The 26,578-nt window shown below is 67.6% G+C and carries 26 protein-coding genes and 1 pseudogene; 20 read left to right on the forward strand and 7 right to left on the reverse strand.

The features are described from left to right. Window position 1: 1 nt before the first annotated feature. The 5 genes from LF41_RS01100 to LF41_RS01120 form a co-directional block, all read right to left on the reverse strand. Window positions 2–1,507 carry a glucoamylase family protein gene (locus LF41_RS01100; RefSeq protein ID WP_052116015.1) on the reverse strand — a complete coding sequence of 502 codons (1,506 nt, stop codon included), beginning with the start codon at window positions 1,505–1,507 and terminating at the stop codon, window positions 2–4. Window positions 1,508–1,521: 14 nt separating this feature from the next. After that, window positions 1,522–4,506 carry a TonB-dependent receptor gene (locus tag LF41_RS01105; RefSeq protein WP_036164586.1) on the reverse strand — a complete coding sequence of 995 codons (2,985 nt, stop codon included), beginning with the start codon at window positions 4,504–4,506 and terminating at the stop codon, window positions 1,522–1,524. After that, a complete protein-coding gene (locus LF41_RS01110; RefSeq protein ID WP_036164589.1) occupies window positions 4,503–5,537 on the reverse strand; it encodes a LacI family DNA-binding transcriptional regulator in 1,035 nt (344 codons plus the stop codon). Before LF41_RS01110 ends, LF41_RS01105 begins: the two co-directional genes overlap by 4 nt. 111 nt (window positions 5,538–5,648) lie before the next feature. Continuing rightward, window positions 5,649–5,921, reverse strand: coding sequence for a BolA family protein (locus tag LF41_RS01115; RefSeq protein WP_036164593.1), 273 nt, complete (start codon window positions 5,919–5,921; stop codon window positions 5,649–5,651). Further along, entirely contained in the window at window positions 5,918–6,217 is a 300-nt protein-coding gene (locus tag LF41_RS01120) for a YciI family protein (protein WP_036164595.1), read from the reverse strand. Before LF41_RS01120 ends, LF41_RS01115 begins: the two co-directional genes overlap by 4 nt. A gap of 233 nt (window positions 6,218–6,450) precedes the next feature. Between LF41_RS01120 and LF41_RS01125 the strand changes: the two genes are divergently transcribed. The 7 genes and pseudogenes from LF41_RS01125 to LF41_RS01155 all read left to right on the forward strand — a co-directional run bounded on the left by LF41_RS01125 (window position 6,451) and on the right by LF41_RS01155 (window position 14,511). Next, the gene (locus tag LF41_RS01125) at window positions 6,451–7,413 is read left to right on the forward strand and encodes a segregation and condensation protein A (protein WP_036164597.1); all 963 of its coding nucleotides are present in this window, start codon (window positions 6,451–6,453) and stop codon (window positions 7,411–7,413) included. A 14-nt stretch (window positions 7,414–7,427) separates the two neighbouring features. Continuing rightward, window positions 7,428–7,980 (forward strand): annotated as a pseudogene (gene scpB / locus LF41_RS01130) (SMC-Scp complex subunit ScpB); the annotation flags it as partial. 172 nt (window positions 7,981–8,152) lie between these two features. Continuing rightward, entirely contained in the window at window positions 8,153–9,835 is a 1,683-nt protein-coding gene (locus tag LF41_RS01135; RefSeq protein ID WP_036164600.1) for a pseudouridine synthase, read from the forward strand. A gap of 93 nt (window positions 9,836–9,928) precedes the next feature. Beyond that, window positions 9,929–10,996 (forward strand): NAD(P)/FAD-dependent oxidoreductase, encoded by a 1,068-nt coding sequence (locus LF41_RS01140; RefSeq protein ID WP_036164602.1) that lies wholly within the window; start codon window positions 9,929–9,931, stop codon window positions 10,994–10,996. 34 nt (window positions 10,997–11,030) lie between these two features. Then, on the forward strand, window positions 11,031–12,578 hold the full coding sequence (locus LF41_RS01145; RefSeq protein WP_052116016.1) for a sigma-54-dependent Fis family transcriptional regulator: 1,548 nt from the start codon (window positions 11,031–11,033) through the stop codon (window positions 12,576–12,578). 144 nt (window positions 12,579–12,722) lie between these two features. Further along, complete coding sequence (locus LF41_RS01150) at window positions 12,723–13,532, forward strand: hypothetical protein (protein WP_036164618.1); 810 nt, start codon at window positions 12,723–12,725, stop codon at window positions 13,530–13,532. A gap of 19 nt (window positions 13,533–13,551) precedes the next feature. Further along, window positions 13,552–14,511: an amidohydrolase family protein gene (locus LF41_RS01155; protein ID WP_036164621.1), complete on the forward strand. Its 960-nt coding sequence runs from the start codon at window positions 13,552–13,554 to the stop codon at window positions 14,509–14,511. Between the two features lie 46 nt (window positions 14,512–14,557). Here LF41_RS01155 and LF41_RS01160 read toward each other — a convergent pair whose 3' ends face one another. Continuing rightward, window positions 14,558–15,355 (reverse strand): amidohydrolase, encoded by a 798-nt coding sequence (locus tag LF41_RS01160; RefSeq protein ID WP_036165616.1) that lies wholly within the window; start codon window positions 15,353–15,355, stop codon window positions 14,558–14,560. A 26-nt stretch (window positions 15,356–15,381) separates the two neighbouring features. After that, a complete protein-coding gene (locus LF41_RS01165) occupies window positions 15,382–16,536 on the reverse strand; it encodes a pyridoxal phosphate-dependent aminotransferase (RefSeq protein ID WP_036164624.1) in 1,155 nt (384 codons plus the stop codon). 100 nt (window positions 16,537–16,636) lie between these two features. On the opposite strand from LF41_RS01165, the gene LF41_RS15905 reads away from it, so the two are divergent. The 13 genes from LF41_RS15905 to LF41_RS01230 all read left to right on the forward strand — a co-directional run bounded on the left by LF41_RS15905 (window position 16,637) and on the right by LF41_RS01230 (window position 26,568). Next, window positions 16,637–17,149 (forward strand): DUF3293 domain-containing protein, encoded by a 513-nt coding sequence (locus LF41_RS15905; RefSeq protein ID WP_052116017.1) that lies wholly within the window; start codon window positions 16,637–16,639, stop codon window positions 17,147–17,149. A 67-nt stretch (window positions 17,150–17,216) separates the two neighbouring features. Next, window positions 17,217–17,846, forward strand: a complete 630-nt coding sequence (gene ccmA / locus LF41_RS01175) for a heme ABC exporter ATP-binding protein CcmA (RefSeq protein WP_036164627.1) — start codon at window positions 17,217–17,219, stop codon at window positions 17,844–17,846. Continuing rightward, window positions 17,846–18,514 (forward strand): heme exporter protein CcmB, encoded by a 669-nt coding sequence (gene ccmB / locus LF41_RS01180; RefSeq protein ID WP_036164630.1) that lies wholly within the window; start codon window positions 17,846–17,848, stop codon window positions 18,512–18,514. The genes ccmA and ccmB overlap by 1 nt, the downstream gene beginning before the upstream one ends. Window positions 18,515–18,520: 6 nt before the next feature. After that, complete coding sequence (locus LF41_RS01185; protein WP_036164633.1) at window positions 18,521–19,279, forward strand: heme ABC transporter permease; 759 nt, start codon at window positions 18,521–18,523, stop codon at window positions 19,277–19,279. Continuing rightward, window positions 19,276–19,452 (forward strand): heme exporter protein CcmD, encoded by a 177-nt coding sequence (locus tag LF41_RS01190; protein WP_036164636.1) that lies wholly within the window; start codon window positions 19,276–19,278, stop codon window positions 19,450–19,452. The genes LF41_RS01185 and LF41_RS01190 overlap by 4 nt, the downstream gene beginning before the upstream one ends. Further along, window positions 19,449–19,946, forward strand: coding sequence for a cytochrome c maturation protein CcmE (ccmE, locus tag LF41_RS01195; protein ID WP_036164638.1), 498 nt, complete (start codon window positions 19,449–19,451; stop codon window positions 19,944–19,946). The genes LF41_RS01190 and ccmE overlap by 4 nt, the downstream gene beginning before the upstream one ends. Beyond that, window positions 19,947–21,872 carry a heme lyase CcmF/NrfE family subunit gene (locus LF41_RS01200; RefSeq protein ID WP_036164640.1) on the forward strand — a complete coding sequence of 642 codons (1,926 nt, stop codon included), beginning with the start codon at window positions 19,947–19,949 and terminating at the stop codon, window positions 21,870–21,872. It begins immediately after the preceding gene. Beyond that, window positions 21,869–22,426 (forward strand): DsbE family thiol:disulfide interchange protein, encoded by a 558-nt coding sequence (locus LF41_RS01205; protein ID WP_036164643.1) that lies wholly within the window; start codon window positions 21,869–21,871, stop codon window positions 22,424–22,426. Before LF41_RS01200 ends, LF41_RS01205 begins: the two co-directional genes overlap by 4 nt. Beyond that, window positions 22,423–22,869: a cytochrome c-type biogenesis protein gene (locus tag LF41_RS01210; RefSeq protein WP_036164646.1), complete on the forward strand. Its 447-nt coding sequence runs from the start codon at window positions 22,423–22,425 to the stop codon at window positions 22,867–22,869. The genes LF41_RS01205 and LF41_RS01210 overlap by 4 nt, the downstream gene beginning before the upstream one ends. Further along, window positions 22,869–23,888 carry a tetratricopeptide repeat protein gene (locus LF41_RS01215; protein ID WP_036164649.1) on the forward strand — a complete coding sequence of 340 codons (1,020 nt, stop codon included), beginning with the start codon at window positions 22,869–22,871 and terminating at the stop codon, window positions 23,886–23,888. Before LF41_RS01210 ends, LF41_RS01215 begins: the two co-directional genes overlap by 1 nt. Window positions 23,889–24,337: 449 nt before the next feature. Continuing rightward, window positions 24,338–25,453, forward strand: a complete 1,116-nt coding sequence (gene metX, locus LF41_RS01220) for a homoserine O-acetyltransferase MetX (protein WP_036164652.1) — start codon at window positions 24,338–24,340, stop codon at window positions 25,451–25,453. A 43-nt stretch (window positions 25,454–25,496) separates the two neighbouring features. After that, a complete protein-coding gene (locus LF41_RS01225) occupies window positions 25,497–26,111 on the forward strand; it encodes a cysteine dioxygenase family protein (RefSeq protein ID WP_052116018.1) in 615 nt (204 codons plus the stop codon). A gap of 4 nt (window positions 26,112–26,115) precedes the next feature. Beyond that, window positions 26,116–26,568: a DUF2214 family protein gene (locus LF41_RS01230; RefSeq protein WP_036164654.1), complete on the forward strand. Its 453-nt coding sequence runs from the start codon at window positions 26,116–26,118 to the stop codon at window positions 26,566–26,568. The last annotated feature ends 10 nt before the right edge of the window (window positions 26,569–26,578 follow it).

Here is a 26,578-nt window from a genome sequence, read left to right on the forward strand (position 1 = left end):
ACTACTTGCCTGGATCCCCGCCCTCGCGGGGATGACGGTCGGCGTCGAGCCATCCACCGGTGAAGCCCGCACGTTCCAGGCCATTGCGGATGTACGGGTTGCGGCGCATGACCGACCAGACGAAGTCGCTGCGGTGGTTCTCGATCATCAGCACGATCGGGCCCTGGTCGATGCCGAGGTAATCCTTGTCGACCCAACCCACGCCGTCGACGATCTGGCCGTGTTGCAGCTTCTTGTCCTTGAACGTGAAGCTCGGATTGAACGCGTCGAGGAACCCGTACTGCTGGTAGATCGCCTTGCCGTAACGGTCATGCATCGCCTGGATCGCGGCGACGGATTCTTCCGGAGTGAACGCGATCGAGGCCGCGGCCGCCGTCGGCACGATGGTGCCGTCGTCGATGGTGTACTCGGTGCCGATGCCGCGCGCGGTGTACGTGCGGAACAGGCGCGGCTTGCCCTTGAACTCGATGGTCGCGTCGATCGGCCCGTCGGAGGCCGTCAGGCCCCAGATGTTTTCGTCGTAACCCGTCCAGCCTTCCGGATTCTGCTTGCCGTACAGACGGTGCGACAGCGCCGCGCGGCGGCTGTTCTCGAAATAATCGAGGCCGCGGCGCTTCATGTAATCGTCGGTGATGCCGCGGAAATCGATCCACACGTGCGAATACTGGTGGCCGAACAACGGCGGGAACGTCAGGTGTTCCTGGCCGCCGTTGAACGCACCCCACGAGCGGTCGTACGTCGAGGTCCAGGCATCGTAGGCATCGCGGCCGACCGGATGCGTCGGCGAACCGAGCGCCAGCACGTAGACGAGGATCGCTTCGTTGTAGCCGTTCCAGTCATAGGCGATGAAGCCGTCCTCCGGCTTCCAGCCCATCGAGATCAGCGGCTTGCGCACCTGCGCGAACGGCCAGTCCACGGCGCGATACAACGCATCGGCCGTGTCGCGGATTTCCTTCTCGCGCGGGTCGTCCTTGTCGAAGTAGGTCTGCGCGAACAGCACGCCGCCCATCAGCAACGTCGTGTCGACCGTCGAGAGCTCATTGGTCGCGAAGCGCGCCCCCGATTGCATGTCGAGGAAGTGGTAGTAGAAGCCCTTGTGGCCGGACGTGCCCTTCGCTTCCGGGCCCATCTTCGCGTTCTTGAAAAAGCGCAGCGTGGCCAGCGTGCGCTCGACCGCCTGGTCGCGCGTGATCCATCCACGCTCCACGCCCACGCCATATGCGGTGAGCCCGAAGCCCACTGCCGCGATGGACGAGAAAGACGGGGTGGGCCAGCGATCCGGCACCAACCCGTTCTCCGGGTTGGTGGTCTGCCAGAAATAATCGAACGTGCGCTTTTCGAGATCTTCGACCAGCGGCGGGACCGCGCGCTCCACGCGCGCCGTCGTCGATGCAGACGGCGGCGGCGCGGGTTGCGTGGTTTCGGGAGTCGCGGTGTCGCGCTGGCACGAGGCCAGCGCGACGGTCGACAGTGCAGCCAGTGCGATGTTCGAAAGCGTTTTGTGCATTACGGACTACTACCTCAGAAGTCGAAACCGAACGAGAGCTTGTACGTGCGCGGCACTTCACGATGGTTGAAGCCGTTCACGTCGCCGAAGTTCGTGTTGATGTCCGGCGACGGACCGCCACGCCAGGTGTCGTAGTCCGTCCAGCTGCGCCAGTTGAACACGTTGAGCACGTCCACGCGGATCCACGGACGCAGGCTGGTGCCGGTGTCGACGGACTTCTTGATCGCGAGGTCCAGTTCCTTGTAACCGTAATCGACGTCCGGGATGAACGAGTCGAAGAAGCAGTTGTTGAAGCTCGTCGTGTCGTGGCAGTTCACCGAATCCTTGGGATAGGAACTGGCGACCACGAGCTTTCCGGAGACCTGCATGTCCCAGAAGATGTCGGCGAAGCCGCTCACCACCAGGCGGTTCTTCGGCACGCCGACCGAGGTCTGGAACGGCTGGTTGTCGAGGTTCGGATAATCGAACAGGTAGTGTTCGTCCGCGTCGGCGGCGTTGAAGCGGTTTTCCTCGGCGTCGCTGTAGGTGTACGCGATCGAGAGCGACCACGGCGAGTCGGTGGTGTAACCCTTCTCCAGGCCCAGCAGGAACTGGTTGAGGCGCGTCTCGATGCCGTTGTCGGCCTTGATGAGCGTGCCGTAGCCCGGGATCGGGAAGCCCCACGGCTGGTTGCCCCACGTCGCGCCCGGCACGTTGGGATCGCGGAAGCTGCCGTCGGGCCAGCGATTGCCGAGCGAGAACACGATGCCGTCCTTGCTGCGGATGTGCACGACCGTCGTCGACAACGTCCAGTCGTTGCCCAGCATCCCGAAGGTGTTGCGCATGCCGAGGCTGAACTGGTCGGAGTACGGCGTCTTGAGGTCGTTGTTGATCAGGTTGACCTCGGCGCCGAGGTTCGGGTTGTTCGCCACGAACGCATCGAGGACCGCCGGGTTGAGGTACGACGGATCCCACGCGACGCAGTTGCCGGTGCCCACGGTGCAGGGATGGAGCGGCGTGTTGTAGCGGATCTCGTACGTCGGGAAGCTGCTCTTGGACTGCTCGAGCTGCAGGTAGTCCCACAGGTTGCGGTCGTACGTGCGGCCCGCGCCGCCGAACAGCACGTGGCGTTCATCGCCGCCGAAGTCGTAGGAGAAGCCCAGGCGCGGTGCCCAGTTGTCCATGTCGGCGTCGCGGTTGTTGCCGTCGCTGATGTAATTCTCGATGTTGTAATCGACGTTCGGGCCATGCACGTTCGGCCACGCGCGCAGCGCGGCGACGATGCCCGGCGGCGTCACGTAGTTTTCCCAACCCGGGTTCTTTTCGTAGTCCCAGCGCAGGCCGAGGTTCAGCAGCAACTTGTCGGTGACCTGCCAGTCGTCCTGGATGTAGATGCCGAACTGCTTGGCGTCGGTGGTGATGTTGCGGTCGCCGTAACCCGGGACGAGCGCGCCGAACTGCGTGCGCCACGGCGTCATTTCGTTGAGGTCGTCGTTGCCGAGCGAGAGCTGCTCGCCGAGGTCGATCGAATACTGCGGGTTGTAGGGCTGCTGTTCGAACGCCTGGATCTCGACGGCCTTGTACTTCATGCCGGCCTTGATCGTGTGGCCCTCGAAACCGAACCAGTTGAAGTCGTCCTGGATCGCCCAGCCCTTCTGTCCCTTGCGCTGGAAGTCGCGGCCGCCGCCGATGTTGAGGATCGCGCCGTCGAACGGCGAGGACGGGGTACCGGTGAAGCGATAACCCGGACCGCTGTTGGTGGCGATGGGCGCCCACTCTTCGTCTTCGAACGTCAGGTGCGCGTCGTTCAACCAGTTCTCCTGGTTGTATTGCCAGCGCAGGTCGCCGCGCGTGCTCTTGTTGTCCTTCGACGTGCTGTATTCGAAGGTATCGGCGCCGCCGATGCCGGTGATTTCGGTTTCGTCGCGGGTCTTCACCGAGAGCTCGACGAGATTGTCGCCATCGGGCTGCCAGGTCACCTTGCCGAACCACAGGTCTTCGCTGAAAGGCGATGCGGTCGGCGCGGTGTACGGCACCAGGAAGCTCGGAAGCGCGAAGCCGCCGTTGATCTGGCCCGCCGTGATCGTGCGCGGGCTGTCGATCGTCTTGCCTTCATAGGCGACGAAGTAGAACAAGCGGTCCTTGAGGATCGGGCCGCCGACGGACATTCCGAACTGCTCGGTCGCCGTGTCCGATTCCACGCCGGCTTCCTCTTCGGCCTTCGTCATCGAACGCCAATGGTCGGAGCTGCGGTCGTAGAACACCGAGCCGCCGAATTCGTTGGTGCCCGACTTCGTCACGGCGGTGATCGCCGCGCTGCTGATCTGGTCGTACTCGGCCTTGTAGTTCGAGGTGATGACCTTGTACTCGCCGATGGCGACCTGCGGGAACGGATTGCCCCGCGAGGAATCCTGGCCGCTGATGCCGCCCTTGAGCACGTAGTTCTTCTGGCCGACGCCGTCGATGAAGACGTTCACGCCGTTGGAGTTCTGCGCACCGCTGCGCACGCGGGTGGAGCCGTCCTGCAGCTGATCGAACATCACGCCCGGCACCGTGTCGGCGAAGGACAGGAAGTTGCGGCTCTGCTGCGGGAGTGCTTCGATCTGCGCCTGCGAGACGTTGCTGGACACTTCCGACGTGCGCACTTCCGGCAGCGGTGCGCCGACGACTTCGACGGCTTCCAGTTGCGCCGGTTGCGCCGGCGCGGCGCCGACGTTGAGGTAGGCGGTCTGCGACACGGCGAGCGTGACCGTGCGCGTCGGCGCGCTCGCCGAGGTCACGCGATACGTGCCCGGCGGGAGGCCGGCGATGATGTAGTTGCCGTTCGCATCGGCCTTCACCACGCGGGTGAGCCCGGTCGCGGTGTTGACGACGGTGATGTCCTGCGATGCGGCGGCCTGGCCACGCAAGGTGGCCGAGGTGCTTTGCGCGTAGACGGCGGGCGCGCCGACGGCGAGCGCCGCGGCGAGCGCGCACGCAAGCAGGCGCGGCGTGGGGCGTTTTGGATTGCGAGACTTCATTTGAGGTTCTCTCCCGGCGGGCGGTCTGCGTTGCGTTGGGTGGATTCGCGCGCGACCAGGTGCGGCGCGATGAGCGTCGCGTCCTGCGTCGGCGGCGTGGGGTTTTCGCGGCCGGCCAGCAGCGTGCGCAACGCGCGGCCGCCGAGTTCGGCGATGTCGACGGAAATCGTCGTCAATGAGGGATGCACGTAGCGTGCGAGCGGGATGTCGTCGAAGCCGGCCACCGCGATGTCTTCCGGCACGCGCAAGCCCGCCTGGTGGAAGGCGAACAGCACGCCAAGCGCGGTCATGTCGTTGGCGGCGAACACCGCATCGGGGCGCGGCTGCATCGCGAGGATCGCGTGGCCCGCGGCGTGGCCGGAGGATTCGTCGAAGGCGCCCTGCAACACGATCGGTTGCGCATCGGGCAACAGATCGGACAGTGCGTCGGTGTAGCCGCGCAGGCGTTCGTCGGCGTCGAAGTTGTCCTTCGGGCCGGTGACGAACGCGATGCGGCGGAAGCCGCGCTCGACCAGGTGCGCGACCATCGCACGCGCGCCGCCGTAGTTGTCGATGCGCAACGTGCCCAGGCCCACGCCCGTGAGATGCGAGTTGATCAGCACCGCGGGTTGCGATTGACCGAGTTCGCTCGCCAGGGCCTGGCTGTCGACGAACGGCGACAACACGAGCAGGCCATCCACGCGGCCGCGCATCGCGCGCAACGCGGTGCCCTGTTCGTCGGGATGACCGTGGTAGCTCGAGACGAGCAGATGCAGGTCGTGCTCGCGCGCGACGACATCGATGCCGCGCATCAATTCGGAAAAGAATTCGCCGTGCAGGTCCGGCAACACCACGCCGATCGTGCGCGTGCGCCGGCTGCTCAAACTGCGCGCGGCGTGATGCGGGACGTACTTGAGTTCGCGCGCGGCGTCGAGGACGCGTTCGCGAACGGTGCTGGCCACGTTCTGCTGGCCGTTGAGCGCGCGCGACACGGTGGCGACCGACACTTGCGCCAACCGCGCGACATCGCGAATCGTGACAACGTCTCCCATTGCCGCCCCGCGTTTACCGTCCTGTCCGGAATGTAAACGTTTTCACAATGGGATGTAAACGCTTTGTAAAGGTTGAGTTCGTGCTGCGATGCAACACGAACTGAAGCCGCTTCAGGCTTCCGCTTCCGCCGGCGTGCGTGCGCGAATCGAAAGTGCGTGGATATCCGTCTGCATCATGTCGCCTACCGCCGCGTACACCTTGCGATGCCGCGCGAGCGGCGCGAGTCCGGCGAAGGCCTCGCTCACGATGTCGACATTGAAGTGGCCGCGGCCGTCCTTCGCACCTTCATGGCCGGCATGGCGCGCGCTGTCGTCCACCACCTCGAGCGATTGCGGCGCGAGCGCGGCTTGCAGCATCGCGCGGATGCGTTCGACCCGGCTCACGGCAGCGTGGGCTTGAAGGGGCGGACATCGATGCGCTGGTAGACGCCGGCCTCCATATAAGGATCCAGTTCCGCCCAGGCGCGCGCGGCCTCGAGCGAGTCGAACTCCGCCACGATGATGCTGCCGCTGAAACCGGCCGGGCCCGGGTCTTCGGCATCGATCGCCGGGCACGGGCCGGCGAGCAGCAGGCGGCCCTCGTCGCGCAGGGCGATGAGCCGCGCCACGTGCGCCGGGCGCGCGGCCAGGCGGCGTTCGAGCACCCCGGTGCCGTCGTATCCCTCGATCGCGTACCACATCCAGTTGCTCCTGCCCGTTGGTGCGTTTGCTGAAAAGGCGATTGTAAGTGGTGGACAGCCCTCTCCCGCCCCCGTACCCTTGGGGTCATTGTTTACGGAGCCGCGGTCGACGCGGCCCGTCGCGACCCCACCGGGTCCCCCCGCAAGCGACTTCAGAGATCCGCGGCTGCGCACGGCCTGGCCGTTCGCGCTGCATTGCTCCACCCCGTGGCCTCGAGGGGGCCGCCTACCGCATGTCCGACGAACCGAGCGTGCCCGCGCCTGAAGGCCCCGAAGCCAACGGCGTCCACCCGCAAACGCACAACCCGACGCACCCGCAGCAGCAGGAAATGCCGCTGGCGGTCGTGCTCGGCCAGCCGGTCCTGCAGATCCCGCAGGACCTGTACATCCCGCCGGATGCGCTTGAGGTCATCCTCGACGCCTTCGAAGGTCCGCTGGACCTGCTGCTGTACCTGATCCGCCGCCAGAACCTGGACATCCTCGACATCCCGGTCGCCGAGATCACGCGCCAGTACGTCGACTACATCCAGGCGATGCACGAGATGCGCTTCGAGCTCGCCGCCGAGTACCTGGTCATGGCCGCCATCCTGGCCGAGATCAAGTCGCGCATGCTCCTGCCGCGCCCGCCGACGGAAGAAGGCCTGGAAGACGACCCGCGCATGGACCTGGTGCGCCGCCTGCAGGAATACGAACGCTTCAAGCAGGCCGCCGAAGACCTCGACGCCCTGCCCCGCCAGGACCGCGACACCGCACCGGTCAACGCCTTCGTGCCGGACCGCGCGGAAGTGAAACTGCCGCCGCCGGTGGACCTGCGCGAGATGTTGCTGGCGCTGGCCGACGTACTCAAGCGCGCCGAGCTGTTCACGCAACATGCGATCAAGCGCGACGCCCTGAGCGTGCGCCAGCGCATGGGCGAGTTGCTCGAACGCCTGCACGACGGCCAGTTCCAGCGGTTCGAATCGTTGTTCACCGTGCAGGAAGGCAAACTCGGCGTGGTGGTGACATTCCTGGCGCTGCTCACGCTGGCGAAGGAACAACTCATCGAGATCGTGCAGGAGCCGCCGTCGGATACGCACGGCGACAACCGCACCCTCGCCCCGATCTATGTGAAGTCCCTCGCCGTCGGCGAAGGCGCGCCCGAAGCCCTGCAACTTTCCAGCGAGTTCGACGACGAACCCGCCGCAGCGAACGACTGACACGCATGAATGCAATGGACCAAAGCCTGATCACCCGCATCGTCGAAGCCGCGCTCATGGCGGCGAACCAGCCGCTGACGCTCGCGCAGCTGCACGGCCTGTTCTCGCTGGACGATCCCGCGCCCGACGGCTCCGTCGAACAGGCGCTGGAACTCCTCCGCGAGGGTTGCGCCGACCGCGGCGTGGAACTCGTCGAGCTCGCCTCCGGCTTCCGCTTCCAGGTCAAGGCCGACGTGCACGCCTGGGTCGCGCGCCTGTGGACCGAACGCCAGACCAAGTACACCCGCGCCACGCTCGAAACCCTGGCGCTGATCGCCTATCGCCAGCCCATCACCCGCGGCGAGATCGAACAGGTCCGCGGCGTGGCGGTAAACAGCAACATCATCAAGGCGCTCGAAGAACGCGAATGGATCCGCGTCGTCGGCCATCGCGACGTCCCGGGCAAGCCGGCGTTGTTCGGCACGACGAAGGCCTTCCTGGATTACTTCGGCCTCAAGCGCCTCGACGAACTCCCCCCGCTGTCCGAACTCAAGGACATCGGCGAGCTCGAACCGCAACTGCAGTTCGAACCCGACACCGGCCCGCAGGCCGCGATGTCCCCACCGGTCGACGAAACGAACGTCGACGACAACGAAACGCAGGAACTTCCTGTCCCCCACGGCGATGCGGAAACTGAAGAAGACACCGCGGACGCCACCCAAGATGACGACGCCGAAATGGCCTCGTCGGAGCAAACCCAATGAGCGAGCAAGAACGCCGCAAGCTGTCCCTGAAGCGCGGCGCACAGGAACAACCCGCCGACGCCCCCCGCATCGAGGAGCGCCTGCACAAGGTCCTCGCGCAGGCCGGCCTCGGCTCCCGCCGCGCGCTGGAACAGCGCATCGCCGATGGCCTGGTGAAGGTCAACGGCAACGTCGCGCAAGTCGGCATGAGCGTCACCGGCGGCGACAAGATCGAAATCGACGGACGCACGTTCGTCGCCACCGCGCTGACTGAACCGGCCCGCGTGCTGATCTACAACAAGCCCGAAGGCGAAGTCACCACGCGCGAAGACCCCGAAGGCCGCCCGACCATCTTCGAATCGCTGCCCTCGCTGAAGGGCGCGCGCTGGATCGCGATCGGCCGCCTCGACATCAACACCACCGGCTTGCTGCTGCTCACCACCGACGGCGAGCTGGCCAACGCGATGATGCATCCCTCCTACGAGATCGAACGCGAGTACGTCTGCCGCGTGCGTCCGCCGGAAGGGGAAGAGGAAGTGTCGGACAAGCTCGTCGACCGCCTGCGTCGCGGCGTCGCGCTGGAAGACGGCCCGGCGAAGTTCGACGAGATCGAAAAGATCTCCGGCGGCGAAGACCAGTCGCACGACTGGTACCGCGTGCTGCTGAAGGAAGGCCGCAATCGCGAAGTGCGCCGCCTGTGGGAATCGCAGGGCTGCCAGGTCTCGCGCCTCAAGCGCATCCGCTACGGCGAGGTGTCCCTGCCGCAGCCGCTGCTGCGCGGCCAGTCGCAGGAACTGGCGCCTGACAAGGTCGCGACGTTGCGCGGCAAGCTCGGCCTGGAAGACGGTGCGCCCTCCTCGCTCACGCTGATGCCGGTGATCGGCCAGCGTCGCGCGGCGAAGTCCACGCTGCATTTCGGTGGCGCGCGCACGGCGGGTTACGTCGGCGGCCACAACACCGCGGACGAAGGGCGTGAACTGCGTCGCTTCGACCACGTGCGCGAAGATCGTCGCGGCCCGGGTCGCGGCGGCAAGAAGCCGCACGGCGGCCTGACCGTCAGCGGCGAAGCCGCGGCGAAGGCCGGCAACAAGGCATTCAAGCCGAAGGGCCCGCGCCAGCAGGGCCAGCGCATGCGTCCCGGCGAACAGCGCGACAACGGCAACCCCGCCGCGTTCCGCACGTGGTACGTGCCCGATGGCGTCGATACCGGCCCGACCGGTCATCGCAATCCGGATGGCGCGCGCGGTCCGCGCAAGCCGTACGGCCCGAAGCCCGGCGGCGCCGGCAAGCCGGGCGGCGGTGGCGGCAATCGTTTCGGCGGCCCGAATCCGAATCGCGGCGGCGGCCAGCCGCGTCCGTTCGGGGATCGCGACGGCAATCGCGCCGATCGTCCGAATCGCGGTCCCGGTGGTGGTGGTGGCGGTTCGCGTCCTTACGGGCACCCGGGAAACGCACCGTCGTTCCCGTCGGACCACGCGAATCCGGGCGGCTTCAATCCGTACGGCGACAAGCCGCGCGCTCCCGGTGGTCCGCGTGGCCCCGGTGGCCCGCGTCCTGGCGGCGCACGTCCCGGTGGCCCGCGCCCCGGCGGCGCACGCCCCGGCGGCCAGCGTCCCGGTGGCCCCCGCCCCGGCGGCCCGCGCCCCGGTGGCCCGCGTGGTGGCGGTCGCCCCGGCGGCGGCCGGCATAGCGGCGGTTGATCGACGAATGGAAGGGCGCTCCGGCGCCCTTTCTTCTTTTTCGCTTCACATCAAGTTCGTCGTCGCTTCGCCGCGCGCGCGAACACTGCGCGCATGGACCATGACCTCATCGTCGTCGGCGCCAGTTTCGCCGGCGCGGCGTGCGCACTCGCCGCCGCGCAATCGGGGTTGCGCGTGTGCGTGCTCGAACGCAAGACGGACCCCGGCGACAAACTGCGCACCACCGGCATCATCGTGAAGGAAGCCGCCGAGCGCACGCTGCTCGGCCAGTTGCCGGCGCATCTCACGCGGCGCGTCGAACGCGTCCAGCTCTACGCCCCGAGCCTGAGACAAGTCGCGCTCGCCGCGCCGGGCTGCTACTTCCTGACGACCGATACGCCCGGCGTCATGCGCTGGCTCGCCGACCAACTGCGCGCGCATGGCGTCGACTTGCGCTTGGGAACATCGTTTCGCGATGCGCAACGCGTCGGCGATCATTGGGAGGTCGAAGGTGCGGGTCGCGCGCGCTTCCTGATCGGAGCCGACGGTGCACGTTCGCGTGTCGCCGAGCGTTGCGGCCTCGGGCGCGTGCGCGGCTTCCTCTACGGCATCGAGTACGAATTCCCGCACGCAATGCTCGCCGACCCCGACGCGCTGCATTGCTTCATCAGCAAACGCCACGCGCCCGGCTACATCGGCTGGATCGCGCAGAACCCGGGCGGCGTGCAGGCCGGTCTCGCACTGCGCCACGATCCGGCGAACGTGCGCGTCCCCGACCTCGATGCCTTCCTGCTGCGCGTCGGCCAGGCCGGCGGGTTGCCGTTGCGGCTCACGCCCGGCCCCACGCGCGCGGGCTTGATCCCGTGCAGCGGACCGGTGTGGCCACTCGCGCGCGACGGCGCGATCCTCACCGGCGACGCCGCGGGCATCGTCTCGCCCGTCACTGCCGGCGGCATCCGCGCATCGTGGGAACACGCATGGACCGTCGGCCGCGCCGTCGCCGCGCACTTGCGACATGGCGGCCCGTCGCCGGAAAGCGTCGCCATCGATGCCGCACCGCGCTTCCGCACCAAGCGTGCATTGCGCTGGGCCTACGACCGCATGCCCTTCGACTGGCCTTTCGATCTGTTGCTGTCCGCGCCGCCCGTCCGATGGGCGGCCGAACGGGTGTATTTCGGCTGATGCATCGAAAAAGCCCGGGCGTATGATCCGGGCCATGGCCGTCCAGGCGCCATCGGAGTTGCACGCGGCACTCGCCGCGATCGCACGCGCGATCGCCGATTCGCTCGAGGTGCGCGCGGTCTGGGACGCGGTGGCCGATGCGTGCAGCGCGCTGGTGCCGTTCGATGCCATGGGCATCGTCAAGCTGGAAAGCGACGGCACCGTGCGCGCCGTCGCCGCCGCGGGCGAAGCCGACGTCAAGCAGCTCGAAGGCGTTGTCTTTCCGCGCGCGGGATATTCGCCGGCGTTCTGGCCCGACGAAGATCGCTTCCTCGTCGTCATCGATGACGCGCAGACGCAACTCGACCTCGCCTACCCGATGGATCGCCTCGCGCTCGAACGCGGCTTCCGCGCGATCCTGCGCGCGCCGTTGCAACATCGCGATCGGCGGCTCGGCTCGGTGCTGCTCGTCTCGCGCACGCCCGGCCGGTTCACGCAGGCGCACGGTGAAGCGCTGCTGGTGATCGCCGAACTCGCATCGCTCGCGCTCGCACACGAAGGTTTGGCGCGCACGCTTGCGGACGAAACCCGCCGCAGCGCAGCCGCGCGCGAACGTGCTTCCGAACTCGAACGCCGCATCCAGGTGCTGGCCGAAGAACTCGATGCACGCAGCGCGCATCGCACGCTGGGCCGCTCGCGGCGTTGGCGCGAAGTGCTCGAACTGGCAACGAAGGTCGCGCCCACCGACACGACGGTGTTGCTCTCCGGAGAATCGGGCACCGGCAAGGAAGTCATCGCGCGCTTCATCCATCGCGGATCGGTGCGGCGCAAGGGTCCGTTCGTCGCGCTCAATTGCGCCGCGTTGCCGGAACAATTGCTGGAGTCGGAACTGTTCGGCCACGACCGCGGCGCCTTCACCGGCGCGCAGGCCGCGCATCCGGGGAAACTCGAACAGGCCGCCGGCGGCGTGCTGTTCCTCGACGAAGTCGCGGAAATGAGCCCCACGGTGCAGGCCAAGTTCCTGCGCGTGTTGCAGGAACGCGAATACCAACGTCTCGGCGGCACCCGCACGTTGCGCGCGGACGTGCGCGTCCTGGCGGCCACGCATCGCGACCTGCAAGCTGCGATCGCGCAAGGCACGTTCCGCGAGGACCTGTTCTATCGCCTGGCGGTGTTCGACATCGCGCTGCCACCGCTGCGCGATCGGCGCGAAGACATTCCACTGCTCGTCGAAGCCTTCCTGCACGAAGTCGGACAAAGCATCGGCCGCCCCGCCGCGGGCGTGAGCGACGACGCCATCGCCGCACTCACCGCGCACGCCTGGCCAGGGAACGTGCGCGAACTGCGCAACGCCATCGAACGCGCGGTGATCCTGAGCGAGGGCGGGATGATCACCGCCGATCACTTGCCGATCGGAATCGCAGCGGCGAAACCCATGCCGATCGTGCGCATCGGCCCGCCGCAATCGCTCGGCGATGCGGAACGGAACATGATCGAAGACGCGCTGGCGCGGGCGAAGCACAACAAGTCCGAAGCGGCACGCTTGTTGGGGATTACACGGGCGCAGCTGCGGTCACGCATCGAGAAGCACGGGTTGGCTTGACGGGACGGTGGTTGCGAATCGCCAGTTGGCTGTCGATCGCCACCATCTCGAACCTGCCCACGCACGCAATCCTCGCCACATCAATCACTTACACACTGGCACGCCACGTGCGTTGAAACGGGCATCCCCTCTGGAGCGCCCGACGTGCCCCGCCATCTCCCCCTTGCGATCCTCGCCGCATCGTTGCTCCTGCCATCGCTGGCGTTCGCGCAGGACCGGTTCGACGATTCCAGCGACGACTGGCGTTTCCGCGCCAGCCTCTACGCTTTCGTTCCGAAAGTCGGCGGCAACGCCCGCCTGCCCAGCGGCGGCGAACGCGAGTTGTATCTCAGCGCCGACGACCTGATCTCGCACACCGACGCCGCCGGCATGGCGACGTTCGAGTTCCGCAAGGGCCGCTGGGGCGGATTCGCGGACCTCGTCGCGATGGACCTCGGGCAGCACGTCAACGGCACGCGCGCCCTGCTCGCCGGCCGCGCGCCGCTGCCGCCGGGTACGTACGCGAACGCGTCGCTCGACATCGAAGCCTTCGCCCTCACCGTCGCCGGCACCTACCGCGCGCTCGAAGGCGACAACGCTCACATCGACGTGTTCGCCGGCGGGCGCTTGCTCGATGCGACCGTGAAACTCGACTGGGACTTCAACGCCGATGTGATCGGCACCCTGCGCAGCGGCTCGACGCAAGTCGGGCATTCGACGTGGGACGGCATCGTCGGCGCGAAGGGCCGCGTGTACTTCGGAGAGCGCAAGCAGTGGTTCGTCCCTTGGTACGTCGACGCCGGCACCGGCGCGACCGACCTCACCTGGAACGCGAGCGCGGGCGTCGGTTACGCCGCGCATTGGGGCGAAGTCTTCGTGACCTATCGCCGCCTCGACTACGACTTCGGCGACGACCGCCACATCGCAGACCTCGACTTTTCCGGCCCGACGCTCGGCGTCGCTTTCGATTGGTAACCACAGGAGTCACACGACCATGCAACGCATCGATGTCCACCACCACTTCGTGCCGCCCGAATTCGTCGCCTGGCTCGCCAAGCAGGGCGCGCACTGGACCGGCGGCCCGCCCATTCCCGACTGGAGCATCCAGCTCGCCAAGGAAACGATGGCGCGCAACGGCATCGCGCAGGCCGTCGGTTCGGTCGTGCCGGGCGTGTTCTGGGGCGACAACGCCGCGGCCGCGCACTGGGCGCGCCACGCCAACGAATTCATGGCGCGCGTCGTGCAGGACGACCCCGCCACGTTCGGCGCGTTCGCCGCGATGCCGCTGCCCGATACGGGCGCTGCGCTGCGCGAACTCGAATACGCCATGGACGTGCTGAAACTCGACGGCGTGCAGATGTTCAGCAGCTTCGGCAACCAGTACCCGGGCAACCCGGAGTTCGAGGAGTTTTTCCAGGAACTCGACCGCCGCAACGCCATCGTGCACATCCACCCGAGCACCGTCGTGCCGGGCGCGATCGTGCCGCAGCTGACGATCCCGTGGGGCATCGTGGAATTCGTGCTCGACACTTCGCGCGCCGTCGCCAACCTGATCTACAGCGGAACGATGGAGCGCTACCCGAACATCAAGTACATCGTCTCGCATGCGGGCGGCACGATCCCGTACCTGCCGATGCGCATGGAGCTGAGCCGGCGCATGGGCTACGGCGAGCACGCACCGAAGGACGTCGGTCACTACATCGACCAGTTGTACTTCGACACCGCCCTGTCCACCGCGCCCTCGACCCTGGCCGCGCTGACGAACATCGCGCGCCCGGGCCACATCCTCTACGGCAGCGACTGGCCGATGGTGCCGGAGATGGTGGTGCAGTACGAGAACACGTCGCTCGACGGCAGCCCGGTGCTCGATGCGGGCGCGCAGCGTGCCATCGAACGCGGCAACGCCGAAGCGCTGTTCCCTCGCTTCGCGAAGCAGAAAGCCGCCGCGGCGTGATGCTTCCGAGCCCCTCTCCCGCAGGGAGAGGGGTTGGGAGACGGCGCTACTTCAGATCGAACGCATCCGCATCCAGCATTGCCGGGAACCGCTCCCGATGCGCCAATAGCTCCTTCGCCGGCAAACTCGTCGTGACCACGACCTCTTCGCCGGCGCACTCGCTCAACGGCTGCCCGAACACGTCGATCACCGCGCTTGCGCCGTCGTACGACAACCCGTTGCCGTCCGTGCCGACGCGGTTCAACCCCGCGACGAAGCACAGGTTCTCGATCGCACGCGCGCGCAGCAGCGTGCGCCACGCATACGTCCGCGCCGACGGCCAGTTGGCGACGTACACCAGCAAGTCGTAATCCAGCGCGCCGGGCCGTTCGACGTCGAAGCGATTGCGCGAGAACACCGGGAACCGCAGGTCGTAGCAAACCAGCGGGCAAATGCGCCAGCCCTTCCATTCGACCGTCAGCCGGACGCGGCCCGAGGCATAGCGTTCGTGTTCCTTCGCATAGCGGAACAGATGACGCTTGTCGTACGTCGACAGCGCGCCGTCCGGCGTCACGAAGCACAGGCGGTTGTAGACGCCCTCGCCATCGCGGATCTGCACGCTGCCGCAGATCGCCGCGCCGAGCGTCGACGCCTGCGTGCGAAGCCATTCCGTCGTCGGCCCGTCCATCGTTTCGGCCTGGTCGATCGCGTCGTTGCTGAAGCCGCTGGTGAAAGTCTCCGGCAGCAGCACCAGGTCGGTCGTGCCATGCAGCGGCGCGATGAGGTGGCCGTAGTACTCCCGGTTGGCGTCCGGATCGTGCCAACGGGTCTCACCCTGGACGAGGGAAACGCGGAGATCGTTCATGGCCGCCACGATAGGCACCCCGTCCTTCAGAGCTTGCGAAGACGCGCAAGGGCCGCGTCCAGCGTCGCGTCGTTCTTCGCGAAGCACAGGCGCGCCAGGCGCTGGCCGGCCGGCGGGGTTTCGTAGAACGGCGACAGCGGGATCGCGGCGACGCCGTGCTCGGTCGTCAGCCAGCGGCAGAACGCGAGGTCGTCGAGGTCGCTGACGGCCGAGTAATCGACGAGCTGGAAGTAACCGCCCGGCACGTGCAACGGCTTCAACCGCGTTTCGCGCAATTGCGCTGCGAAGCGGTCACGCTTGGCCTGGTAGAACGCGCCGAGTTCTTCGTAATGCGCGGGCTCGCGTTCGATCATCTCCGCGAACGCATGCTGCGCCGGCGCGAACGTGCAGAACGTGTTGTATTGATGGACCTTGCGGAATTCGGCGGACAACGCGGCCGGCGCGATGCAGTAGCCGACCTTCCAGCCCGTGCAGTGATAGGTCTTGCCGAAGCTCGAAACGACGAACGCGCGCTCGCGCAATTCCGGATAGCGCAGCACCGATTCATGGCGCGCGCCGTCGAACACGATGTGTTCGTACACCTCGTCGGACAGCAGGAACACGTTCGGGTTGTCGCGCAGGATCGCCGCCACTTCAGCCATGTCGGCCGCCGACAACATCGCGCCCGACGGATTGTGCGGGCTGTTGATCATCAGCATGCGGGTGCGCGGGGTGATCGCGGCGCGCACCTTCGACCAATCCGGCGCGAAGGTCTGCGGGTCGAGCGCGACATGCACGGCCGTGGCTTCGGCCAGTTCGATCGCCGGTTCGTAGCAGTCGTAGCACGGGTCGAGCACGACGACTTCCTCGCCCGCGTGCACCACGGCGTGGATCGCGTTGAAGATCGCTTCGGTCGCGCCCGAGGTCACCGTCACTTCGGTGTCGGCGTTCGGCCGCCAGCCGTACACGCGCTCGGTCTTGTTCGCGATGGCCTGCCGCAACGCGGGAATGCCGGTCATCGGCGCGTACTGGTTGTGGCCGGCGCGCATCGCGCGGTCCAGCGATTCGACCAGCAGGTCGGGCACGGGGAAGTCGGGGAAGCCCTGGCCGAGGTTCACCGCCTGGTGCTCCATCGCCAGCTGCGACATCACGGTGAAGATGGTGGTGCCGACCTTCGGCAGCTTGGAAACGATGGTGGGCATGGGCGGTCCGTGCGGTTCGGGGGGATTCCGACGGAAGGCGGGCGTCCGGCGGGCTTCCGAGTTTACGTAAGGCAGGTGCATGCGTTAAACCTGAGCGTCCATGTCATTACACACCGACCTGCGCATCGCCACCCTGCTCGACGCCTACTACGCGGCCGAATACCGCTGGGAGCTCGATGGAGAGTGGCGCGCCATCCGCATCGGGCAGCGGTGCCCGGAGCTGGAAGCCTTCTTCCCGTTGAGCCGGCGGTTCGGGCTGCTGTCGGCCTGGGACCCGCAGTCGATCCCGCGCACCGAGGCGGTCAACCGCCGCGCCGACGAATCGCTGCACGCCGCCCTGCTCACCAGCGGTCTGTCCTTCCGTCCGGGGTTTTCGTCGGCACCGAACCGCAGCTGGCGCGAGCCGAGCTGGGTGGTGATGGACATGCCGGACCCGGAATTCGACCGCCTGGCGCTGCGCTACGGACAACTGGGCACGCTGGTGTGGACACGCGGGGAGCCCGTGGGCCTGCGCATGTACGCCACGCAGCCGCTGATGGCGAAGCACCGCGACCACGTCGAATGGGCGCCGCTGCATTCGAAGGCGATCCGGCAGCCGACGAAGGCCAAATGACGGCCATCGGGCACGCGCCGCGCGCGCGACCCGGTAAAATGGCCGCTCCGCAGGATCCGGCCCCCGAATGAGCAACGTCCCGCTGCTCGCAGCACGCGGTCTTCGCTTCGCGCGCAACGAACAACCGGTGTTCGGCCCCCTCGCGTTCTCCGTGGACGCAGGCGAAGCCTTGCTCGTCCAGGGCGACAACGGCGCGGGCAAGACGACGTTGCTGCGCGTGCTCGCCGGGTTGCTGCGCGCCGACGAAGGCGAGATCGACATCGACGGCAGCCCGGCCGCGCCGTTGCTGCGCGCACGGGCCATCGCCTACCTCGGGCACCTGCCGGCCCTGAAGGGCGATCTCACCGCGCTGGAAAACCTCCGTTTCCTCTGCGGGCTGCACGGCCGCCGCCGCGGCCAGGTGCCGGAGACGGCGATGGGCATCGTCGGCCTGTCCGGTTACGAAGACACGCCCGCGCGGCAACTGTCCGCGGGACAGAAGAAGCGCCTCTCGCTCGCACGCTTGTGGCTCTCGCCCGCGCCGCTGTGGTTGCTCGACGAGCCCTACGCGAACCTCGACCTCGACGGCATCAACCTCGTGAACCGCATGGTGCAGGCGCACCTGCGCGCCGGCGGTGCGAGCCTGCTCACCACGCATGGCGCGTACGCCGCGCCGCCGGTGCGCACGCGCATGCTCACGCTGGAGCGCGCCGCTTGATGCGTTCGGCGGCCATCGCGTTGCTTTCTCGTGATGCGCGCCTGTTGTGGCGCCGCCGCGGCGATGCGTTGCAGCCGGCGTTGTTCGCGCTGCTCGTCGTCGTCCTGTTCGCGCTCGCGCTGGGCGCCGAAGCGAAAATCCTCGCGCGGGTCGCCGCGCCCGTGTTGTGGCTCGCGGTGTTGCTCGCCGGGCTGCTCGCGCTCGACACGCTGTTCCGCGGCGACGCCGAGGACGGCTCGCTCGAACAATGGATGCTCGCGCCGGTGCCGCTGTCGTGGCTGGTGCTGGTCCGCACGTTCATGCACTGGGCGTCCACCGCGCTGCCGCTGCTGATCGCCACCCCGATCCTCGGCGAACTGCTCCACCTCCCGCGCGCCGAACTCCCCGTGCTCATGGCCTCCCTCGCCCTGGGCACGCCGCTGTTAAGCCTGATCGGCGCCGTCGTCGCCGCCTTGACCGTCGGCATGCGCCGCTCCGGTATCCTTGTCGCGCTGCTTGCACTGCCGCTGTACGTACCGGTGCTGGTGTTCGGCGCGGGCGCCGTCGCGCTCGCCGGCCAGGGCCTGGATGCCGCCGCGCCGCTGCTCTACCTCGGCGCGGGCCTCGTGCTCGCGCTGGTCCTGGCGCCGCTCGCCGCGGCGGCCGCGATCCGCATTTCACTGAGCTGACATCGCATGCATCCGCTCGTCCGCTGGTTCCACCAACTCGGCTCGCCGCCCTACTTCGACCGCTTCGCCGCGCGCTGGTCGCCGGTGGCATACATCCTCGCGGTGCTCGTCATGGCGTACGGCTTGTGGGCCGCGCTGTTCAACGTGCCGGCCGACTACCAGCAGGGCGACTCGTTCCGCATTCTCTACATCCACGTGCCCGCCGCCTGGATGAGCCTGTTCGTGTTCGGGTTGATGGCGTTCTATGCGGCCATCGCGCAGATCTGGCGCATCAAGCTGTGCGAGATCCTCGCGATGGCATGCGCGCCGTCGGGCGCCGCGTTCACGGTGATCACGCTGGCCACCGGTTCGATCTGGGGCAAGCCGATGTGGGGCACGTGGTGGGATTGGGACCCGCGTCTGACCAGCGAGCTCGTACTGCTGTTCCTGTATCTCGGCGTGATGGGCCTGTACCACGCGATCGACGACCGCCGCCAGGCCGCGCGCGCCGCGGGGCTGCTCGCCATCGTCGGCGTCGCGTTGCTGCCGGTGATCCGCTACTCGGTGTATTGGTGGAATTCGCTGCACCAGGGGCAGACGATCAGCCTGCTCGGCGGGTCGAAGATGGATTCGAGCATGCTGCCGCCGCTGTTCGCGATGATCATCGCCACCAAGTTCTGGTTCGTCGGGTCGCTGCTGGCGCGTGCGCGCGCCGACAACCTGCGCCGCGAATCGGGCAAGGACTGGGTCGTGCGCATGGCCTCCGGAGAGGAGCGCGCGCGATGAGCTACATGAATTACGTCATCGGCGCGTACGCCGTCTTCTTCGTCGTGATGCTGTGGGACTTCATCGCCCCGCGCATCGACATCGCGCGCCAGTTGCGCGCCGCGCGTTTGCGCGCCACGCGCAAGCAACCGCGCCCCAACGTCGACACCTTGAGCAGGACCGAAACCGAATGAACCCCACCCGCCAGCGCCGCCTCTGGTACGTCATCGCGCTGCTGGTCGCCGCCGCGATCGCCGTCGGCCTCGTCGTCACCGCGCTCGGCCGCAACGTCACCTACCTCTACACGCCGGCGGAGATCCTCGACGGCCGTGCGGGCGACGCGGTGTCGTCGGGACAAGCGCGCATCCGCCTCGGCGGCATGGTCGCCGCCAATTCCTTCAAGCGCGCCGAAGGCTCGATGGAAGCGCACTTCAACGTCGACGACGGCGACGCGCAGATGCCCGTCGTCTACACCGGCATCCTGCCCGACCTGTTCCGCGAGAAGCAGGCCGTCGTCGCCACGGGGCGCATGCGCAACGGCACGTTCGTCGCCGAGGAAGTGCTGGCCAAGCACGACGAGGCCTACATGCCGAAGGAAGTCGCCGACAAGATGGGCAAGGCGCACCGCAAGCACGAAGTCGACACCAACCCGGCCGATGCCGCGACGCCCGCCGAAGGCACGCGCTAAGTGCTCGCCGAACTCGGACAACTCGCCCTCGTCCTCGCGCTGCTGGTCGCCGCGCTGCAGGGCATCCTTCCGCTCGCCGGTGCGCAGAAGGCGCGCGCCTCGTGGATGGCAGTTGCGCGGCCTGCCGCGTATCTGCAACTCGCGCTCGTCGCGCTCGCATTCGGCCTGCTGACCGAAGCCTTCGTCACGCAGGATTTCTCGCTGCGCTACGTCGCGCAGAACAGCAACACGCTGCTGCCGATGGTCTATCGCTACACCGCCGTGTGGGGCGCGCACGAAGGCTCGCTGCTGTTGTGGGCGCTGATCCTCGCGGTGTGGACGGCGGCGGTCGCGCGGTTCTCGCAACGCCTGCCGCCTGAAGTCATCGCACGCGTGCTCGGCGTGATGGGCCTGGTGGCCGTCGGGTTCCTCGCGTTCCTGCTGTTCACCAGCAATCCGTTCGAGCGCCTGCTGCCCGCGCAGATCGAAGGCCGCGACCTCAACCCGCTGCTGCAGGACCCGGGGATGATCATCCATCCGCCGATGCTGTATCTCGGGTACGTCGGATTCTCCGTGCCGTTCGCGTTCGCCATCGCCGCGTTGCTCGGCGGCACCGTCGATGCACGCTGGCTGCGCTGGACGCGCCCGTGGACGAATGTCGCGTGGGGCTTCCTCACGCTCGGCATCGCACTCGGCTCGTGGTGGGCGTACTACGAACTCGGCTGGGGCGGCTGGTGGTTCTGGGATCCGGTGGAGAACGCCAGCTTCATGCCGTGGCTCGCCGGCGCGGCACTGCTGCATTCGCAGGCGGTGACGGAAAAGCGCGGGAGCTTCCGCGGCTGGACCCTGCTGCTCGCCATCGCCACGTTCTCGCTCTCGTTACTCGGCACCTTCCTCGTGCGCTCGGGCGTACTGACCAGCGTGCACGCGTTCGCCGCCGATCCGACGCGCGGCTTGTTCATCCTGATGTTCCTCGGCGCGGTGATCGGCGGCTCGCTGCTGCTGTATGCCCTGCGCGCGCCGGGCGAGAACGACGGCGCACCCTTCGCCGCCACCTCGCGCGAAACCTTGCTCCTCGCGAACAACCTGCTGCTCTCCACGGCCTGCGCGATGGTGCTGATCGGCACGTTGTATCCGCTGCTGGCGGACGCACTGGACCTCGGGAAGATTTCCGTCGGCCCGCCCTACTTCGCCTTGCTGTTCACGCTGTTGATGGCGCCGCTGGTGTTGCTGCTGCCGTTCGGGCCGCTGACGAAGTGGCAGCGCGAACAAGCCTCGCGCCCGATGGCGATGCTCATTCCGTGGGCCGGCCTTGCGATCGGCATCGGCATCGCGACGTTCTTCCTCGCCGAGCAAGGCCCGTGGAAAGTGGCCGCAGGCCTCGCGGGCGCGACGTGGGTCGCCGCAGGCACGGTGCGCTTCCTGTGGACGCGCTTCCAATCCTCGGGCCGCAAGCTCACGGCCGAAATGCTCGGCATGACGTTCGCGCACGCGGGCATCGCGGTGTTCCTCGTCGGCGCGTTGCTGGTCGAAGGCATGGCGCAGCAGAAGGAAGCCGCATTGCGCCCGGGCCAGTCGATCCAGATCGGCGCCGATTGCTTCGAGTTCCAGGGCGTCGAACAGTTGCAGGGCCCGAACTACGTCGCCGACCGCGGCACCGTCGAAGTCATCGAACACTGCACCGACGCGCACCTGACGCTGCATCCTGAGAAGCGGCGCTACGCCAGCGGCGGTCAGGTGATGACCGAAGCCGCGATCCGCCCCGGCCTGTTCCAACCCGACTTGTATGTCGCCCTCGGCGAACCACTCGGCGGCGGCGCATGGGCCGTGCGCGTGCACATCAAACCCTTCGTGCGCTGGATCTGGCTCGGCGCGTTGCTGATGGCGATCGGTGGCTTCATCGCCGCCACGGACAAACGCTTCCGCCGCGTGGAGGCGACCGCATGACCACTCCCGCCTCCCGCTTCCTCCCGCTCGTGATCTTCGCCGCGCTCGCACTCCTGCTCGGCGCAGGCGTCTGGTTGAGCCGCAACCCGGATCGCGAAGCATTGCCCTCGCCGCTGATCGACAAGCCCGCACCGCAATTCGCGCTGCCGGTGCTGCACGAACCCGACCGCACGGTCACGCTCAACGACCTCAAGGGCGCGCCGTTCCTGCTAAACGTCTGGGGCAGCTGGTGCCCGTCGTGCCGCGACGAACATCCGGTGCTCACGCGCTTCGCCGAAACCAAGCGCGTGCGCCTGGTCGGCTTCAACTGGAAGGACGATCGCGCCGATGCCCTGCGCTGGCTCGACCAGTTCGGCAATCCGTACTGGCTGGTGATCACCGACATCGAGGGCAAGTCCGCGATCAACTGGGGCATCTACGGCGCGCCGGAAACCTTCCTGGTCGACGCCAACGGCACGATCCGCTGGAAGCATGTCGGCCCGCTGACCGACGCGCTGATCCAGAGCGAGTTAATGCCCGCGCTCGACACCATCGACCCGCAGGGCAAGCAATGAAGCTCCTCCTCGCACTGCTGCTCACGCTGGCTGCCGCGTTCACCGCGCCGCAGGCGCACGCGCAAGTCGGCACCGACGTCGCCCCGCTGCAGTTCCAGGACGCCGCCGAAGAAAAGCGCTTCCACGCACTGGTGTCGGAATTGCGCTGCGTGATGTGCCAGAACCAATCACTCGCCGATTCCAACGCGCAGATCGCCTTCGACCTGCGCAAGGAAGTGCTCGACCTGATGCGCGAAGGCCGCAGCGACGCCGAGATCAAGGAGTTCCTCGTCGCGCGCTACGGCGAGTTCGTGCTGTACCAGCCGCGCATGGAACAGAAGACGTGGCTGCTGTGGCTCGGGCCGGCGCTGTTGTTGCTCGCGGGCGGCTTCGTCATCGCGCGCATCGTGCGCAAGCGCGCCGTGTCGACGCCCGTCGCCGACGAACCCGACCAGGAGTGGTGATGTCGCCCACGTTGCAGTTCGCCATCGCGGGCGCAGTGCTCGTCCTCATCGTCGTCGCGGTGCTCGTGCGGCCGTTGTGGCGCGATTCGCAACGGCTCGTGTTCGGCATCGCGGTCTGCGTGAGCCTCTCGGCCGTCGCGCTGTACCGCATCGTCGGCACGCCGGCGGCGCTGGACGCAAAGGCAAACGTCGCCATGCCCGAAACGCTGGACGACGCGATCAAGGAATTGCAAAGCCAGCTGGCGAAGAACCCCGACAACGCCGAAGGCTGGCGCCTGCTCGGCCAGGTGCTGGGCAACAACCAGCGTTTCGCTGAGTCGCGCGACGCCTTCGCGCACGCGGTGAACCTGACGCCGAAGGACCCCGACCTGCTCGTCGAAGCCGCGCAAGCGCGCGCGCTCGCCGACAAGGACCGCCGCTTCGACATCACCGCTGTGACGATGTTGCGCGACGCGATCCAGGTGCAGCCGCAGCACCAGCGCGCCCGCTGGTTCCTCGGCATCGCGCAGCGCCAGCAGGGCCAGGACGCCGAAGCAGCGAAGACGTGGGAGCCGTTGTTGGCGATGGTCGACGCGTCCACGCAGTCCTCGCTGCGCGCGCAGATCAACGAAGCGCGCGTCGCCGCCGGCATGCAGCCGTTGCCCGAACCGGCGACCCCGGCCACGCCGAACGCCCTGCGCGTCCGCGTCGCGCTGGACGCCGACCTCGCCGCACGCGCCCGCCTGCGCGGAGACGCCACCGTCTTCGTCATCGCACGCGCCGCCGGCGGCCCGCCGATGCCGGTGGCCGTCGAACGCCACACGCTCGCCGACCTCCCACTCGACATCACGCTCGACGACGGCGATAGCCCGATGCCGACGGCCAAGCTCTCCGCGCTGAAGGACGTCGAGGTGATCGCCCGCATCTCCACCAGCGGCAACGCCATCGGCGCCGCCGGCGACCTCGAGTCCGCCCCCGTGCAAGTCAAACTCCCGGCCGACAAGCCGGTCGACCTGACGATCGGCACCGTTCGCGAGTAGCTGTCATCGCTGCGGAAGCAGGGATCCAGAGCAATTGCGTACGTCTCTTCGGAACGACGCCTCGACGTGCGGCGTGAGGGGTTCCGCCGATCGCCCGGCGGAAGACCATCCATGGCCACCGACGTGCGAGCGCGCGGCCATCCATGGCCGCGCTTCGGGAAACCCCTCACGCCGCACGCCGAGGCTCACCGCGATTCGTTTGACGTCCTCCTCGGTGACCTCCCGGCTCCCTCTCCGACGGGTCCATGCAAACCGAAGGGGACGACACATCAAATGCGATGAGGCGCGCCGCGTGACGTGGTGTGGTGCACCAGAGCACGGCCATGGATGGCCGTGCGCTCGCGACTCGGTGGGCAGGATGCCGCTCCCGCGGAGCGACAGGGGCACCACACCACGTCACGCGGCGCGCCGTCCTTCCGAAGTGAAGCTCGCGAAGTAAACTGCGCCGCATGACCGAATTCATCCCCCCCGGCACGCGCTTCCACGACCTCCCCTCGCCCTTCGCGATGAAACGCGGCGGCGAACTGCGCAACGCGCGCATGGCGTACGAAACCTGGGGCACGCTCAACGCCGCGCGCGACAACGCGGTGCTGGTGCTCACCGGGTTGTCGCCGAATGCGCACGCCGCGAAGAACGACGCGAACGGTGAAGCCGGCTGGTGGGAAGACATGATCGGGCCCGGCAAGCCGATCGACACCGACCGTTGGTTCGTCATCTGTACGAACTCGTTGGGCAGCTGCAAAGGCTCCACCGGCCCCGCATCGGTGAACCCGGAGACCGGCGAGCGGTATGGACTCGCATTCCCCGAACTCGCGGTGGAAGACGGTGCGAATGCGGCATTCGAAGTGGTCAAGGGCCTCGGCGTCGAAACGCTCGCGTGCGTCGTCGGCAACTCGATGGGCGGCATGGTCGCGCTCGCGTACCTGATGCTGCATCCGGGCTCCGCGCGTTCGCACATCAACATCTCGGGCAGCGCGCGTGCGTTGCCGTTCTCGATCGCGATCCGCTCGCTGCAGCGCGAAGCCATCCGCCTGGACCCGCACTGGAACCACGGCGAGTACACCGAAGAGTTGTACCCAGACGCCGGCATGCGCATGGCGCGCAAGCTGGGCGTGATCACGTATCGCTCGGCGCTGGAATGGGACGGGCGCTTCGGCCGCGTGCGCCTGGATTCGGACGACCGCGATGAAGAGGATCCCTTCGGCCTGGAGTTCCAGGTGGAGAGCTACCTCGAGGGCCACGCGCGCCGTTTCGTGCGCAGCTTCGACCCCAATTGCTACCTCTACCTCAGCCGTTCGATGGATTGGTTCGATCTCGCCGAGTACGGAGACGGCAACGTCGACACCGGCCTCGGCCGGATCCGGGTGGACCGTGCGTTGGCCATCGGCGTGGAAACGGACATCCTCTTCCCCCTGCAACAGCAGCAACAGGTGGCCGACGGCCTGCGGGCCGCGGGCGCCGACGCCGACTTCCGGCCCCTGCCCTCGCCGCAAGGCCATGACGCGTTCCTGGTGGATATCGCGCGTTTCGGGCCGGCGGTTCGCAATTTCCTGTCGACCCTCTGAGTACAATTCCCGGCGTCCGCCGCCGCCCTTCGAGCCCAACGCCATGAACGCGTCTCCCGCCGCCCACGACGCCTCCTGCTGTCCGGATGTCGACTTCCCGGGCCGCGCCAAGCTGGTGGCCGCGGTCGATGCGGCCGTCGAGCACGACGACGAGCACAAGGTCACCGCCGCATTGCGCGACGCCCTGTGCCGCATGATCCGCGACCGCGACGTGCAACTGCCCGACTGCGTGCACGAGCCGATCACCGACCACTACGCCCGCCGCGAGCTTTATCGCAGCCCCGAGCACGGCTACAGCATCGTCTGCATGACGTGGGGCCCGGGCCAGGGCACGCCGCTGCACGACCACTCCGGCCTGTGGTGCGTGGAAGGCGTGTGGGACGGCTCGCTCGAAATCGTGCAATACGAATTGCTGGCCCGCGAAGGCGACCGCTACCGCTTCCGTGCCGCCGGCGGCATGCATGCCGGCCCCGGCAGCGCCGGCAGCCTGATCCCGCCGCACGAGTACCACACCATCCGCAACGCCAGCCCCGACCAGATCGCCATCTCGCTGCACATCTACAAAGCGCCGATGGAATGCTGCTCGAAGTTCGCCAACGTGAAGGACGAATGGTTCGTCCGCGAAAGCGCAATCCTCGAAACGGACGAAGCGGCCTGACCGGATGGCGACCGACCTCGGCCTGGCCGCCCTCCACCACCTCCTCGTCTTCGGCATCGTCGCGATGCTGGTCGCCGAAGCCAACCTCCTCCGCGGCCCCCTGACCGCCGACACCATTCCCCGCCTGGCCAAACTCGATGGCGGCTACGGCATGTGTGCAGGCCTGCTGCTCGTCGTCGGCCTGTGCCGCGTGTTCCTCGGCGTGAAAGGCCCCGACTTCTACCTCCACAACCCCTACTTCCACGCGAAGATCGGCGCGTTCGTGCTGGTCGGCTTGCTGTCGATCCTCCCGACCCTGCGATTCGTGCGCTGGCGGAAGATGCAGAAGACGCAGCCCGCGTTCGTGCCGGAAGCCGGAGAGCTGGCGAAGATGCGGACGATCCTGCGCGTCGAGTTGGCCCTGGTCGCGCTGATCTTCGTCCTCGCCGCCGCGATGGCCCGCTACGGCGGGTTCTGAAGAACGGCAA

It is taken from the genome of Lysobacter dokdonensis DS-58, from assembly GCF_000770795.1.
GTDB lineage: Bacteria > Pseudomonadota > Gammaproteobacteria > Xanthomonadales > Xanthomonadaceae > Noviluteimonas > Noviluteimonas dokdonensis.